Origin of the sequence: Georgenia sp. H159, assembly GCF_035607575.1 — a bacterium.
Taxonomy (GTDB): Bacteria; Actinomycetota; Actinomycetes; order Actinomycetales; family Actinomycetaceae; genus Oceanitalea.
The window spans coordinates 17289-31180 of record NZ_JAYDZY010000013.1; the positions used below are offsets into that span (position 1 = coordinate 17289).

Below are 13892 nucleotides of genomic sequence, written 5' to 3' on the forward strand. Positions count from 1 at the left end.
TCAGTGCCCCTTTCCGGTGGTGCCGAACTGGAGGGAGAAGCGGACGTCGCCCTCGACGATGTCGTGCATGTCGGCGATGCCGTGGCGCAGCATGAGCGTGCGCTCGGTCCCCAGGCCGAAGGCGAAGCCGGTGTAGACGTCCGGGTCGATGCCCGCGGCGACGAGCACCTGGGGGTTGACCATCCCGCAGCCACCCCACTCGATCCAGCCCGGGCCGCCCTTCTTCTGCGGGAACCACAGGTCCATCTCGGCGCTGGGCTCGGTGAAGGGGAAGAAGCTCGGGCGCAGGCGGGTGCGGGCCTCGGGGCCGAACATCGCGCGGGCGAAGTGGTCGAGGGTGCCCTTGAGGTGGGCCATCGTCAGGCCCCTGTCCACGGCCAGCCCCTCGACCTGGTGGAAGACCGGGGTGTGGGTGGCGTCGAGGGCGTCGTTGCGGAAGGTCTTCCCGGGGCAGGCGATGTAGATGGGCAGCTCCCGGCTGAGCATCGTGCGCGCCTGGACCGGGGAGGTGTGGGTGCGCAGCACGAGGCCGGGGGTGTCCTGCTCGGCGGTGCCCTGGACGTAGAAGGTGTCGGCCATCTGCCGGGCCGGGTGGTCCGGGCCGTGGTTCAGGGCGTCGAAGTTCAGCCACTCGTGCTCGACCTCGGGCCCTTCGGCGATGTCCCAGCCCATGGCGGTGAAGAAGTCGCCGATCTCCTCGTGGAGGGTCTCCAGGGGGTGGCGGGCGCCGCGGGGGCGCCGCTCGACCGGAAGGGTGACGTCGACGCGCTCCTCGCGCAGCCGGCGCTCCTCCTCCTCGACCTCGAGCTCGGCCTGCCGGGCGGCGATCGCCTTCTGCAGGCGGCCACGGGCCTGGCCGAGGAGCTTGCCGGCGGTCGCCTTGTCCTTGGCCTCCAGCCGGCCGATCTCGCGGTTGGCGAGGGTGAGCGGGGCGTGGTCACCGGTGTGGGCGAGGCGTGCGGCCTTGAGCTCCTCGAGGGTGGTCGCCGCGGCGACGGCCGCGAGCGCCTCCTCGACGGCTGCTGCGACGCCGTCGGCGTCCAGCGGGGACAGGGGTGGGGGTGTCATGCGTACCTTCCGAGCGTCGTCGTGCCTGACGGCATCCAGCACAGGACTGTAGTCGTGCTGCCCGCTCGGGCTGGTCGACGTCCGCGACCGCGGGGACGTCGGTGCGCGTCAGCGCGTGACCCGAACGGGCCCGCTAAATCGACGCATGCACATGGCGACCATGCTGCCACACCCGGCCTCAGTGGCCCAGCGGAAAGCTCGCCACCACCTCGTGCTGGGGGCCGCCGCCCCGTCCGGCGCCGAGACGCGACTGGACCAGCTCGAGGCCCCGCGCCTCCCATACCGGACCGCGGTAGACCGACAGGGCGTGGGCGATGGCGGGCAGGTCGACCGCCGCCGGGCGCGTCGCGCGCCGCGAGCGGCTGCGGCGGCGCCGCTGGGCGGTCTCGCGCTGCTCGCGGGCGCTCAGTCGCGCCACCGTGAGGTGTGCCCGGTGCCGGTCGCGCGGCTCCAGCCGGGAGATCCCCTCCCCCGCCGCCTCCGCGTCGGCCATCAGCCGCACCAGGGCACGCTCGTCGTCGACCGCACGCACCCCCATCCACAGGGTCGCGCCGGAGAACACGCCCGCCCCGGTGACCTGGACACGCATCGGCGTCGTGCCGGCGGCGACGGCGGCGAGCGCGTCGGTGAGGTCGTCGAGCGCGCCGTCGGGCACCTCCCCGTAGAAGGCGAGCGTCACGTGCCGTTGCTCGGGCGCCACCCACCGCAGGGGTGGTGGGCCGTCGTCGAGCGGGACCGGCTCGACGCCCACGAGCGCCTGGTGGAGATGGTCGAGCGCGGCTGCCGGCGGCCGGAGGGACGCGAAGAGTCGCATCCCGCCATCGTGCCACCGAGTCCCTGTGATCCACGTCACGTCCGCGATAGGCTGGGGTATGCGCATCCACGACATCCTCCGCCGCAAGGGTGACTCGGTGGTCACCATCCGCAGCGACGCCACCCTGAGCGAGCTCCTCGACCTCCTCACCGAGCACCGGATCGGCGCCGTCGTGGTCTCCGACGCCGAGGGTGAGGCGACCGGAGTCGTCAGCGAGCGCGACGTCATCGTCCACCTGCAGGCCGAGGGCACGTCCCTCGGGGGCGTCCGGGTCCGGGACCTCATGACCGCGCCCCCGGTCACCTGCTCCCCCGACGACGACCTCGAGGCGCTCGCCCGCACGATGACCGAGCGCCGCATCCGCCACCTGCCCGTCCTCGTCGAGGGCAGGCTCGCCGGCGTCGTCAGCATCGGCGACGTCGTCAAGCAGCGCCTGGACCAGCTGCAGGACGAGCGCGACCAGCTCGTGGGCTACGTCCAGCAGGGCGGCTGACCCACCCGCCTACGACGTCGCGTCAGCGGCGCTGGGCGCGGGCCGACGCGTACAGGCACAGCGTGGCCGCCGTGGCCACGTTGAGGGACTCGGCGAGGCCGTGGATCGGCACGCCGACGACGGCGTCGGCCAGGGCACGCTCGTCCTCCCGCAGCCCGTGGGCCTCGTTCCCGAAGAGCCACGCGGTGGGGCGGCGCAGGTCCGGGTCCGTCGTCGCGGCGGGACCGGGGAGCAGGGCCCGGTCCGCCAGGTCGTCGAGGTCCCACGCGCCGTCGGCCGCGGCGGCAAGGACCTGGGCACCGTCCGCGCGCACCCGTGCGACCAGCTCCCCGACGTCCGCGACCGGGACCACCGGCAGGTGGAACAGGGAGCCGGCGGTCGCGCGCACCACCTTGGGGTTGGTCGGCTCCACGCTGCCGGGCCCGACGACGACGGCGTCGGCACCGGCGGCGTCGGCGGCCCGGATGACGGTGCCGAGGTTGCCCGGGTCCGCCGCCCACGGGAGCACGGCGACCAGCCGGAGACCTCCTGCGGGCAGCTCGGCCACGGGCTCGGCGTGGACGACGGCGAGCACGCCCTGGGCGTCCCCGCTCATCGCGGCGAGCACCTCGGTGGTCGTGAGGTGGACGTGCCGGACGGCGTCCCGTGCCTCGCGGAGGATCTCGGGGTGCCGTCCGGCCGCCTCGGCCGACAGGTAGAGGTCACGCACCCGCTCGGGCGCGTGACGCACCGCCTCCCGCACCCCCTGGGGACCCTCGACGAGGAACTGGGAGTGCCGCAGACGCACCGAACGCCCGGACAGCCGCTTGACCATCCGCACCCGATCGGATCGGGGGTTGGTCAGCAGGTCCGGGCGTTCGGTCATCGAGACGTCAGGCGGCGGGCGCGTTGACGTCCTCGGGCAGGTTCGCCTTGGCGACCGAGACGAGCGTGGCGAAGGCCGCCGCGTCGTTGACGGCCAGCTCGGCGAGCATGCGACGGTCGACCTCGACACCAGCGGCCTTGAGGCCCTGGATGAAGCGGTTGTAGGTCATGCCCTCGGCGCGGACCGCAGCGTTGATGCGCTGGATCCACAGCCGCCGGAAGTCACCCTTGCGGGCCTTGCGGTCGCGGTAGTTGTAGACCAGCGAGTGGGTGACCTGCTCCTTGGCCTTGCGGTAGAGCCGCGAGCGCTGCCCGCGGTAGCCGCTGGCGCGCTCGAGTGTCGTCCGGCGCTTCTTATGGGCGTTGACCGCCCGCTTGACGCGTGCCACGTCGTATCTCCTTTAGGTAGAAAGCGGCTTACTTGCCGAGCAGCTTCTTGATCCCGGGGGCGTCAGCCGCCGAGACCGCCTTGTCCAGGGCCAGGCGGCGGGTCCGCTTGCTGTTCTTGCCCTCGAAGAGGTGCCGGCGGTTCGCCTGCTCGCGCATGAGCTTGCCGCTCCCGGTGGTGCGGAAACGCTTCTTGGCACCGGAGTGCGTCTTGTTCTTCGGCATCGTCTTCCCTGTTCAGGCCGCGCCTGGGCGCGACCGGGTCTGCCGGCTGGCGCCGGTCCTGACAAACACGTAGCGGGCAGCTACGCCTCCTGCTGTGCCTCCGCGGCCGGCTGTGCGGCCTCGTCGGCGGGCTGTGCGGCCTGTGCCGCCTGCGCGGCCTCCTCGGCCTTCTTCTCGCGGGTGCGACGCTGGTCGCTCTTGGCGCCACCCTGCTTCTTCTTGTGCGGTCCGATGACCATGGTCATGTTCCGCCCGTCCAGGCGCGGGGTGCTCTCGACGAACCCGAGGTCGCTGACGTCCTCGGCGAGCCGCTGGAGCAGGCGCATGCCCATCTCCGGACGCGACTGCTCGCGGCCGCGGAACATGATCATGACCTTGACCTTGTCGCCTGCCGACAGGAACCGCACGACGTGACCCTTCTTGGTCGCGTAGTCGTGCGGGTCGATCTTCAGGCGGAACCGGATCTCCTTGAGCGAGGTGTTGGCCTGGTTGCGACGGGCGTCGCGCGCCTTCTGGGCCGACTCGTACTTGAACTTGCCGTAGTCCATGAGCTTGGCCACGGGCGGGCGCGCGTCAGGGGCGACCTCCACGAGGTCGAGGTCGGCCTCCTGGGCCAGACGCAGTGCGTCCTCGACACGGACGACACCCACCTGCTCGCCACCCGGTCCCACGAGACGGACCTCGGGCACGCGGATGCGGTCGTTGATACGGGGCTCGCTGATGTGCTGCTCCTCCTGCTCGTCGATAGCTGCGACGAAGAAGGCCTCCGTCCCAGGTGCGAACGGAGGCCTCACAGGGTCGCTGCACGGCTGGCGCCGTGCCGAGGGTTGCCCCTCAACGACCTGGACCAGGCCTCTGTCGCCCTTGCGGGACGGTCGAGACGAGGTGGGAGAAACTCCGCTTGCACGCCGGAACGTTCGTCCCGGCCGGTCAGTCTGAGAGAATATCAGACATGAGCAGCCGGACACAGAGCGAGCAGGAGTCTGCCCGGACCCCTGACGCGAGCCTACCGGCCGCTTCCACCGGGTCCGGGCGGGCCACCGCCCCGTCCGGGGGTCGCGACCGTGGCCGAGATCACCACCGCCGGTGGCCGGTCGTGGTCCTCGCCGTGGCCCTCGTCCTCGCCCTCACCGGCGTGGTCTACCTCGCACTCCTCTCCCAGGCGTGGTCCGACCGGGCCACCGAGCTCGACGGCGTCGCGCGGGAGCTGGGCACCGAGCTGGCCGACACCCGCGCCGAGCTCGAGGAGACCCAGAGCACCCTCGCCCTCGTCGACAGCCAGCTCGACGGCGCGCAGGAGCAGATCCACGAGCTCGCCGACACCGTGGCCCAGACGGGTGACGACCGGGAGATCCAGCGGCAGGTCGCCGAGTACCAGGCCGAGCTGTTCGCTGCCGCCACCGGCGTGACGGGCACGATGAGCCAGTGCATCACCTCCCAGAGCGAGTACGTCCTCGCCCTGGAGGCCGAGCTGGGCAGGATCCAGGGGCTGCTACGCGCCGCCGGTGAGCAGCCGACCGAGACGCCGACGCCGACGACCGAGCCCGGCCCGGACCTCGGCGCCATGCGGGAGGGGGTCGTGAGCTCCTGCCAGGCCGCCGCCGACGCCCACGAGAGTCTCCAGCAGCGGTTGGGCGACGAATGAGGCGGGTGCGCTCCGCGCTCCTCCTGACGGCCGTCGCCACGGCGCTCGTCGGCTGCGGCACGGTCCCGCCGATGCCGTCGGAGCTGCCCGACGACTACGTCCCCGAGGTCGCTGCCCCACAGCTCGCCGACCCCGGTGCGCTCTCCCCGGACGGGGTGGACGCGGCGGAGCGGATGGCGGTGCGGATCCGCAACGTCGGGTGCGGCTCGCTGGCCACCGGATCGGGGTTCGCGCTCGACGAGCGCACGGTCATCACCAACCGGCACGTCGTCGACGAGGCGGACCGGATCCAGATCACCACCTACGACGGCACGGAGATCGACGCCGTCTCCGCCGGCGCGGCCGACCTCGCCGACCTCGCGCTGCTGCGGACCGCCGAGCCGCTGACCGACGTGCCGGGGCTGGCGGAGGTCGACGCCGAGGTCGGTGAGCAGATCACCGTCGTCGGCTACCCCCGCGGGGGCAAGCTCACCACCGCCTCCGGCTCGGTCCTCGGCTACGAGCTCGACGACCTCGGCTCCGACCTCGGCACGGTCGGACGCACGAACGCCGAGGTCGACCACGGCTCGTCGGGCAGCGCGGTCCTCGGCAGCGACGGGCAGGTCGTCGGCGTCGTCTACGCCATGGACGTGTGGGGCAACAGCTACATGGTGCCGGTGAGCACCCTGCACGACCTGCTGGCCGAGGAGGCCTTCGAGCCCATCACGTCCTGCCGGGACGCCGAGGGCTGAGCGCGTCTCAGCCCTCGACGGTCATCGGGTAGAGCTCGAGGGAGTCGACCCGGTCGGTGAGGACGGGGTCGGCGCTCAGTGCCTCCTGGGCGCGGGTGACGACGTCCATCATCTGCTCACGGGTGAGGCCGGGCCTGAGCGCGAGCAGGGCCCGCAGCTCGCTCCGGCCACCGCGTTCGAGGCGCACGGCGGTGAGCTCGGTGATCCCGCGCAGCGCGTTGGCGGCCACCGGCATGAGCTCGGGGTCCTGCCACGACGGCAGCCACCGCTCGTTGTTGACGATGGCCCACACGGCCGGCCGGCCGAGCAGCGCGGTCACCGGGCCGGCGGCGTCGAGCACGAGCATCGAGTCGGCGTCCGCGACGGAGGAGAGCGCGGCGCGCACGCCCTCGACCGGCACGGGCCGGGCCGTGGCGTCCCACGCCTGCATGGCCTCCACCGAGCTGAAGACGGGCAGCGCCGCCCGGCCGTCGGGCGTGCGCACGGAGACCATGGCGGCCGACGCGCACGCGTCGGCCTGCGGGTCACCGGAGCCGTGCTTGGTGTGCCCGGCGACCGAGCCGTCCTCGGCCCGTCCCGGGTGGGCGTGGGCGACGACGGGGACGATGACCCGCGCCTCCCGCAGCGCGTCGGCGACCGCGACGAGGCGCTCGCTCTCGTCCTCGAGGGCCAGTGCCGCGACGAGCTCCGGGGGCGCGGTCCCGTCGTCGCCGGAGAACGGGTTGGCCTTCAGTGTGCGACCGGTCCAGGGCTGCCCCGCGGAGTCGGTGGCACCGCCCGGCTGACGGCCGCCGAGCCGGGCGCCCGGGGCGGCGTCCACGGGACGGGCAGGGCCGGCCCCGCCGGGCATCATCTCGGGGGGCAGCGGCGTCACGGGCGCCCCGCGACGTCGAGCGCCTCGGGCAGGGTGAAGGCACCCGCGTACAGTGCCTTGCCGACGATGGCCCCCTCCACCCCGGCGTCGACGAGGGTGCGCAGGGCGGCGACGTCCTCCAGCGAGGACACGCCACCGGAGGCCACGACGGGCGCCTCGGTCCGCTCGCACACCTCGCGGAGCAGGTCGAGGTTGGGACCGCGCAGCGTGCCGTCCTTGGTGACGTCGGTGAGGACGTAACGCGAGCAGCCGTCGGCGTCGAGCCGGGCGAGCACCTCCCACAGGTCCCCGCCCTCACGCGTCCACCCGCGCGCGGCGAGGGTGGTGCCGCGCACGTCGAGGCCGACGGCGATGCGGTCCCCGTGGCGGGCGATGGCCCGGGCCGTCCACTCGGGGTTCTCCAGCGCGGCGGTGCCGAGGTTGACCCGCCTGGCGCCGGTGTCCAGCGCCCGGGCGAGGCTCTCGTCGTCACGGATGCCCCCGGAGAGCTCGACGGCGACGTCGAGCTCTCCGACGATCCGGGAGAGCAGCTCGGCGTTGGAGCCGCGGCCGAAGGCGGCGTCGAGGTCGACGAGGTGGATCCACTCGGCGCCCTGCTCCGCCCACGTGCGGGCCGCCTCGCCCGGGTCCCCGTAGGAGGTCTCCGAGCCGGCCTCCCCCTGGACGAGGCGCACGGCCTGCCCCTCGACGACGTCGACAGCGGGAAGCAGCTCAAGGCGGCGGGACATGCTCATTCTCCTTGGTCGGTGCGCGCGGGCTCGCGCGTCAGCGCAGGGTGCTCAGCCAGTTGCGGAGCAGCTCGATGCCGGCGTCGCCGGACTTCTCAGGGTGGAACTGGGTGGCCGCGAGCGAGCCGTTCTCCACGGCCGCGACGAACGGCGCGCCGTGCTCGGCCCAGGTCACCAGCGGCCGCTGGAGCGGGGAGCCCGCCTCGAAGTCCGCCGTCGGGTCCTGCTGCACGGCGTAGGAGTGGACGAAGTAGAACCGCTCGTCCTCCAGGCCCGCGAACAGGGTGCTGCCCTGCGGGGCGCGCACCGGCGACCACCCCATGTGGGGGACGATCGGGGCGGCGAGGCGGTCCACGGTGCCGGGCCACTGGTCCAGGCCGGAGGCGTGCTCGCCGTGCTCGTTGCCGCTGGCGAACATCACCTGCATGCCGACGCAGATGCCCAGGACGGGACGCCCACCGGCGAGCCGGCGCTCGATCATGCGGGGGCCGCCGACCTCGCGCAGCTGGCGCATGACGGCGGCGAAGGCCCCGACCCCGGGGACGACGAGACCGTCGGCCTCGGCGACGACCTCCGGGTCGGACGTGAGCTCGACCCGGGCTCCGGCGCGCTCGAGGGCGCGGACGGCGGAGCGGACGTTGCCCGAGCCGTGGTCGAGGACGACGACGTTCGGCTGGCTGGTCACCGCAGAAGTGTACGCGCTCGGCGGCGCACACGTGAGAGCCCGCTGCAGCCGACCGTTCAGGGGCGCGGTTTGCGCAGGCCCTTCGCGAACATGCGGGCCGCCTTCCACCGCGGCAGGTCGCCGGAGCGCTGGTGGCCGGGGACGTCGGCCACGCGGACGCGGCCGAGCACGACGTCCTCGACGACGTCGTCGGCGCCGGCGAGCACGAGCCCGACGGCGACCTCCTCCCCCTGTTCGCCGCCCGCGTACCGGCGGGCGGTGAGCTGGCCCGACAGGCCGTGCTCGAAGCCGGACTCCTGGGTGAGCGCGGAGGTGATGAGGACGACGCCGGCCTTGGTGAGCCGGGACAGCGTCTTGGCCACCTCGTCGGCCTGGGCGGGGACCGCGTCGGGCTGCCCGCCGAGGAGCTCGCCGATGTCCCAGTCGTCGGACTCCGCGGGCGGCGTCGCGGGCTCGAGCTCGACGACCGCGACCGCGCCGGACCGGGAGGGCACGACGTGGACGTCGACGTCGGACATCGCGCACAGGCCCGCGAGCGCCTGCGCGGACGCGACCGGCGTGAGGACGACGGCGACCGCGGGGATCTCGCTCACAGGGCCCCCTTGGTCGACGGGATTCCCTCGACCCGGGCGTCGGGTGCGACGGCGAGGCGCAGCGCGCGGGCCACCGCCTTGAACTGCGCCTCGACGATGTGGTGCGGGTCGCGACCGGCGAGGACGCGCACGTGCATGGCGATCGCGGCGTGGTGGGCGATCGACTCGAAGACGTGGCGGGTCAGCGACCCGGTGAAGTGCCCGCCGATGAGGTGGTACTCCTGGCCGGCCGGCTCGCCGCTGTGGACGAGGTAGGGCCGCCCGGACACGTCGACGACCGCCTGGGCGAGCGCCTCGTCGAGCGGGACGAGCGCGTCCCCGAAGCGGGAGATGCCGCGCTTGTCCCCCAGGGCGACCCGCAGTGCCTCGCCCAGGGTGATCGCGACGTCCTCCACGGTGTGGTGGGCGTCGATGTGGGTGTCGCCGGTCGCCTGGACGGTGAGGTCGATGAGCGAGTGCTTGCCCAGCGCGGTGAGCATGTGGTCGTAGAAGGGGACCGTCGTGGAGATGTCGGTCTTGCCGGTGCCGTCCAGGTCGAGCTCGACGACGACGCTCGACTCCGACGTCGTCCGGTCCAGTCGCGCCGTGCGCGCCCCGCGTGCAGTCACAGCCCGAGCACCTCCTTCAACGCCGCCCGGAAGGCGGCCATCTCCGCAGCGGTACCGATCGATACCCGCAGCCATCCTGGCGGACCGACGACCCGGATGAGAACTCCGCGGTCGAGCAGTCCCTGCCACACCCTCTCACGGTCCTCGATGGGCCCGAAGAGGACGAAGTTCGCGTCGGACTCCGCGACGGTCAGGCCCAGCTCCCGCAGCCAGGTCACGCAGCGGTCCCGCTCCGCGCGCAGCTCGGCGACCTGCGCCATGAGCTCGCCCCGGTGCCGCAGCGCGGCGCGGGCCACCGCCTGGGTGACCGCCGAGAGGTGGTAGGGCAGGCGGACGACGCGGAGCACGTCGACGAGCCCGGGGGCGGCGGCGAGGTAGCCCACCCGGGCGCCGGCCATCCCGAAGGCCTTGGACATCGTGCGGCTCACCGCGAGGTGCGGGTAGCGGTCGAGGAGGCTCAGCGCGCTGGGTGTCCCCTCGCGGCGGAACTCGGCGTAGGCCTCGTCGACGACGACGACGCTCGCCGTGGGGGCGCCGTCGTCGTCCGGCGGACCGCTCGTGGCGGCGGCGTCGGCGATCGCCGCGATGGTGTCCAGGGGCAGCGCGGTGCCCGTCGGGTTGTTCGGGCTGGCGAGCAGGACGACCGCGGGACGGTGCTCCGCCAGCTGGGCGACGGCGTGGTCCGGGTCGAGGGTGAAGTCCTCCTCGCGCCGTCCGACGACCCAGCCGGTCATCGTGTCGCGGGCGTACTCCGGGTACATCGAGTAGGTGGGCGCGAAGGACAGCGCCGTGCGGCCGGGGCCGCCGAAGGCCTGGAGGAGGTGGAGCATGACCTCGTTGGAGCCGTTCGCCGCCCAGACCTGCTCCGGGCGCAGGAGGGCGCCGGACTCGACCCGCAGGTAGTCCGCGAGGTCCGCGCGCAGGTCGAGGAACTCGCGGTCCGGGTAGCGGTTGAGCCCGTGCGCGGCGTCCGCGACGGCAGCGGCGAGGTCGGCGACGACCTGCTCCGACGGCGGGTGCGGGTTCTCGTTGACGTTGAGGAGGACGGGCACGTCGAGCTGGGGTGCGCCGTAGGGCTCAAGGCCGGCGAGGTCCGGCCGGACGGGGAGGGACACGGCGGCAGTCTATGTCCGGTGCTGCCCCGGCCCGAACCGGCCCGGCAGGTCCTGCGTGTGGGCCTCGGGACCGCAGCGGTCCACAGGTCCACACCCGAGGCACGGGGCCCGGAGGTGGCTACATCGCGTAGACGGCGGTGCGCCGGCCCTCGATGTCGTAGACCCGGACGGCGGTGTCGAAGACCTCGGTGAGGATGTCGTCCTGCATGATCTCCTCGACGGAGCCGGCGTGGAGCACCTCACCGTCGCGCAGCGCGATGATGCGGTCGGCGTAGGCCGCAGCGAAGTTGAGGTCGTGGAGGACGACGACGATCGTCTTGCCGAGCTCGTCGGCGGCGCGGCGCAGCTGCTTCATCATGAGCACGGCGTGCTTCATGTCGAGGTTGTTGAGCGGCTCGTCGAGCAGGATGTACTCGGTGTCCTGCGCGAGCACCATCGCGACGTAGGCGCGCTGCCGCTGGCCGCCGGAGAGCTGGTCGAGGAAGCGGTCGGCGAGGTCGTCCAGACCGAGGAAGCTGATCGCGTCGTCGACGGCGGCGCGGCACTCGGGGGTGGGGCGGCCCTTGCTGTGCGGGAACCGGCCGAAGGCGACGAGCTCGCGGACCCGCAGCCGGGCGGTCACGTGGTTCTCCTGCCGCAGGATCGACAGCTGGGTGGCGAGGTCCCCCGACCTCGTGCGCTGCACATCCATGCCCGCCACCTGCACCCCGCCGCTCGTGGGGTCGAGCAGCCGTCCGATGATCGTCAGCAGGGTCGACTTCCCCGCCCCGTTCGCGCCGACGAGGGCGGTGATGCCGCCCTTGTCGATGGTGCCGGTCACCGGCCCGAGCACCCGGGTGCGCTCGTAGGACTTGGTGACCTCGTCCAGCTCGATCACAGCGAGCCCTTTCGCAGCAGGAAGTACAGGAACGTGATGCCGCCGACGAACTCGATGACGACCGTGAGGAAGCCGCCGGCGTAGAAGATGTGCTGCATGACGAACTGCCCGCCGACGAGGGTGAGCATGCCCAGCAGGAAGGCCATCGGCATGACAAGCTCGTGCCGGTAGCTGCCGGTCACCTGGTAGGCCAGGGTCGCGACGAGGAAGCCGAAGAAGGTCATCGGTCCGACGAGCGCCGTCGAGAACGCGACGAGCACCGCGATGAGGACGAGCATGACCGTGAGCTCGCGCTTGTGGTCGACCCCGATGCTCAGCGCCGTCTCGCGTCCCAGCAGCAGGGCGTCCAGGGTGTGGCGCCGTCGCCAGAAGATCACGCCGACCGCGCCGCACACGACGAAGGCGAGCGGGAGGTAGGTGTCGTCCACCCCGCTGAGCCGGCCGAAGAGCTGGACGGAGAGCATGTCGTAGTCGGTCGGGTTGAGCAGCCGCTGGAGGAACGTCGACAGCGAGTCGAAGGCCATCCCCAGGACGACGCCGACGAGCAGGAGGAGGTACAGGCTCCCGAAGCGCCCGGAGAAGAGCCACCGGTAGAGGATGGTGGCGAAGGCGACCATGAGGGCCGTCTGGGCGAGCAGCTTGGGCAGGCCGTCGGTCTCGGCGATGACGGCGCCGCCGAAGAACCACACGAGCAGCGTCTGCATAAGCGTGTACAGCGAGTCGAAGCCCATGATCGACGGCGTGAGGATGCGGTTCTGCGTCACCGTGTGGAAGACGACGGTGCCCACACCCTGGGCGAAGGCGGCGACGGCCATCGCGCCGAGCATGGTGGCCCGCCGGGGCAGCGCGAAGTCAAAGGACCCGCGGACGAACAGGGTGAGGAAGCACGCGATCGCCACGGCGAGCACGACGCCGAGGACGACCAGGCGGGTGCGGGGCGAGCCCTCGCCGCGGGTGGCCGCCGGGCTCGGCCCGGCGTGCAGGTCACGCACTGACATGACGCCGCTGGCGCACGACGAGCGTGATGAACACGACGGCACCGACGGCACCGAGGATGACCGAGGCCGGGAGCTCCATCGGGGCCACGACGACGCGGCCGACCAGGTCGCAGGCCATGAGCAGCCCGACACCGAGCACGGCGACCCACGGCAGGTTCTTGTGCATGTCGTCGCCCATGACCATGGACACGATGTTCGGCACGACGAGACCGAGGAACGGGATGAAGCCGACGACGACGCTCGTCACGCCGGTCGACAGCGCGACCATCGCGGTACCGAGGATCACGACGTGCTCGTAGCGCATCCCGACGCTGGTGGCCACGTCCTTGCCGAGGCCGGCGATGGTGAAACGGCTGGCGAGCAGCCAGGTGAGCAGGGCGATGACGACCACGGCCCACAGCGGCTCGTAGAACCCGCGCACGACGCTGGAGAAGCCGCCCGAGCGCCAGGAGGACATCGACTGCAGGAGGTCGAAGTTCCCCGCGAGGAAGGTGGTGATCGCGCCGACGACGGCGCCGAGCATGATGCCGACGAGGGGCACGATGATCGAGGACCGCACCGCCACGCGCCGCAGCACCCCGAGGAAGACCATCGTGCCGACGAAGGCGAAGGCGGTGGCGATGAGCATCTTGAGCATCGGCGGGGCGCCGGGCACGACGATGAGGGTGGCGAGCACGCCGAGGCCAGCCCACTGGCTCGTCCCGGCCGTGGAGGGCTCGACGAACTTGTTCTGCGTGATCATCTGCATGATGACCCCGGAGAAGCTCATCGCCACGGCGGCGAAGATGAGGGCCAGGGTCCGCGGGACGCGCGAGATGAGGAACATCTCCCGCTGGGCGGGGTCGGTGAGCAGCCCCTGGAGGGAGATGTCGTAGCCGCCGACCATGAGCGAGGCACCGACGAGGGCGACCGTCGCGGTCGCCGCGAGCCCGAGCAGCAGACGCCGTGCCCACGTGGGCACGGCCCGGCGGGGCAGCGCCTCCTGCGCGGGCTCGTCCACGACGACGCTCGCCGCGCGCTCGCGCCGCTGCGCCGCCGTGACGAACCCGCCCGAGGTCCACGGCACCGTCACCGGTGCGCCGAGGGTGAGGCGGCGCTCCTGGGTTGCTGAGCTCATGACGTCTCCTGGGAAGGACGCCGCCGCGAGGCGCCCGGCACGGCCGGGCACCTCGCGGACGACGTGGGTG

General features: G+C 72.7%; 18 protein-coding genes. 3 read left to right on the forward strand and 15 right to left on the reverse strand.

All coding sequences use genetic code 11. From position 1 onward, the window contains the following. Positions 1-1068: a phenylalanine--tRNA ligase subunit alpha gene (gene pheS, locus VR894_RS15915; RefSeq protein WP_324653101.1), complete on the reverse strand. Its 1068-nt coding sequence runs from the start codon at positions 1066-1068 to the stop codon at positions 1-3. A 178-nt stretch (positions 1069-1246) separates the two neighbouring features. Further along, on the reverse strand, positions 1247-1882 hold the full coding sequence (gene thpR / locus VR894_RS15920; RefSeq protein WP_324653103.1) for an RNA 2',3'-cyclic phosphodiesterase: 636 nt from the start codon (positions 1880-1882) through the stop codon (positions 1247-1249). A gap of 58 nt (positions 1883-1940) precedes the next feature. Here thpR and VR894_RS15925 point away from each other — a divergent pair, with 58 nt between their 5' ends. Continuing rightward, on the forward strand, positions 1941-2375 hold the full coding sequence (locus VR894_RS15925) for a CBS domain-containing protein (protein WP_324653104.1): 435 nt from the start codon (positions 1941-1943) through the stop codon (positions 2373-2375). Positions 2376-2397: 22 nt separating this feature from the next. Here VR894_RS15925 and VR894_RS15930 read toward each other — a convergent pair whose 3' ends face one another. The 4 genes from VR894_RS15930 to infC form a co-directional block, all read right to left on the reverse strand. Beyond that, positions 2398-3240 carry an RNA methyltransferase gene (locus VR894_RS15930; protein WP_324653106.1) on the reverse strand — a complete coding sequence of 281 codons (843 nt, stop codon included), beginning with the start codon at positions 3238-3240 and terminating at the stop codon, positions 2398-2400. A gap of 7 nt (positions 3241-3247) precedes the next feature. Then, positions 3248-3628 carry a 50S ribosomal protein L20 gene (gene rplT / locus VR894_RS15935; protein ID WP_324653108.1) on the reverse strand — a complete coding sequence of 127 codons (381 nt, stop codon included), beginning with the start codon at positions 3626-3628 and terminating at the stop codon, positions 3248-3250. 28 nt (positions 3629-3656) lie between these two features. Beyond that, positions 3657-3851: a 50S ribosomal protein L35 gene (gene rpmI / locus VR894_RS15940; protein ID WP_324653110.1), complete on the reverse strand. Its 195-nt coding sequence runs from the start codon at positions 3849-3851 to the stop codon at positions 3657-3659. An 80-nt stretch (positions 3852-3931) separates the two neighbouring features. Next, the gene (infC, locus tag VR894_RS15945; protein WP_416380862.1) at positions 3932-4573 is read right to left on the reverse strand and encodes a translation initiation factor IF-3; all 642 of its coding nucleotides are present in this window, start codon (positions 4571-4573) and stop codon (positions 3932-3934) included. A gap of 374 nt (positions 4574-4947) precedes the next feature. Here infC and VR894_RS15950 point away from each other — a divergent pair, with 374 nt between their 5' ends. After that, positions 4948-5496, forward strand: coding sequence for a hypothetical protein (locus VR894_RS15950; RefSeq protein WP_324653114.1), 549 nt, complete (start codon positions 4948-4950; stop codon positions 5494-5496). Then, entirely contained in the window at positions 5493-6227 is a 735-nt protein-coding gene (locus VR894_RS15955) for a serine protease (protein WP_324653115.1), read from the forward strand. The genes VR894_RS15950 and VR894_RS15955 overlap by 4 nt, the downstream gene beginning before the upstream one ends. A gap of 7 nt (positions 6228-6234) precedes the next feature. Here the strand turns inward: VR894_RS15955 and VR894_RS15960 are convergent, their stop codons facing one another. The 9 genes from VR894_RS15960 to VR894_RS16000 all read right to left on the reverse strand — a co-directional run bounded on the left by VR894_RS15960 (position 6235) and on the right by VR894_RS16000 (position 13822). Next, on the reverse strand, positions 6235-7101 hold the full coding sequence (locus tag VR894_RS15960; protein WP_324653117.1) for an SseB family protein: 867 nt from the start codon (positions 7099-7101) through the stop codon (positions 6235-6237). Continuing rightward, positions 7098-7829 carry a bifunctional 1-(5-phosphoribosyl)-5-((5-phosphoribosylamino)methylideneamino)imidazole-4-carboxamide isomerase/phosphoribosylanthranilate isomerase PriA gene (gene priA, locus VR894_RS15965; RefSeq protein ID WP_324653119.1) on the reverse strand — a complete coding sequence of 244 codons (732 nt, stop codon included), beginning with the start codon at positions 7827-7829 and terminating at the stop codon, positions 7098-7100. The genes VR894_RS15960 and priA overlap by 4 nt, the downstream gene beginning before the upstream one ends. Before the next feature lie 37 nt (positions 7830-7866). Then, positions 7867-8514, reverse strand: coding sequence for an imidazole glycerol phosphate synthase subunit HisH (gene hisH, locus VR894_RS15970; RefSeq protein WP_324653121.1), 648 nt, complete (start codon positions 8512-8514; stop codon positions 7867-7869). 56 nt (positions 8515-8570) lie between these two features. After that, positions 8571-9107 (reverse strand): hypothetical protein, encoded by a 537-nt coding sequence (locus VR894_RS15975; RefSeq protein WP_324653123.1) that lies wholly within the window; start codon positions 9105-9107, stop codon positions 8571-8573. Continuing rightward, positions 9104-9715 (reverse strand): imidazoleglycerol-phosphate dehydratase HisB, encoded by a 612-nt coding sequence (gene hisB, locus VR894_RS15980; protein WP_324653125.1) that lies wholly within the window; start codon positions 9713-9715, stop codon positions 9104-9106. Before hisB ends, VR894_RS15975 begins: the two co-directional genes overlap by 4 nt. Continuing rightward, complete coding sequence (locus tag VR894_RS15985; RefSeq protein WP_324653126.1) at positions 9712-10830, reverse strand: histidinol-phosphate transaminase; 1119 nt, start codon at positions 10828-10830, stop codon at positions 9712-9714. The genes hisB and VR894_RS15985 overlap by 4 nt, the downstream gene beginning before the upstream one ends. Positions 10831-10948: 118 nt before the next feature. After that, positions 10949-11707, reverse strand: coding sequence for an ABC transporter ATP-binding protein (locus tag VR894_RS15990; protein ID WP_324653127.1), 759 nt, complete (start codon positions 11705-11707; stop codon positions 10949-10951). Then, on the reverse strand, positions 11704-12705 hold the full coding sequence (locus VR894_RS15995; RefSeq protein WP_324653129.1) for an iron chelate uptake ABC transporter family permease subunit: 1002 nt from the start codon (positions 12703-12705) through the stop codon (positions 11704-11706). The genes VR894_RS15990 and VR894_RS15995 overlap by 4 nt, the downstream gene beginning before the upstream one ends. Continuing rightward, on the reverse strand, positions 12692-13822 hold the full coding sequence (locus VR894_RS16000) for an ABC transporter permease (RefSeq protein ID WP_324653131.1): 1131 nt from the start codon (positions 13820-13822) through the stop codon (positions 12692-12694). The genes VR894_RS15995 and VR894_RS16000 overlap by 14 nt, the downstream gene beginning before the upstream one ends. Positions 13823-13892 lie beyond the last annotated feature (70 nt).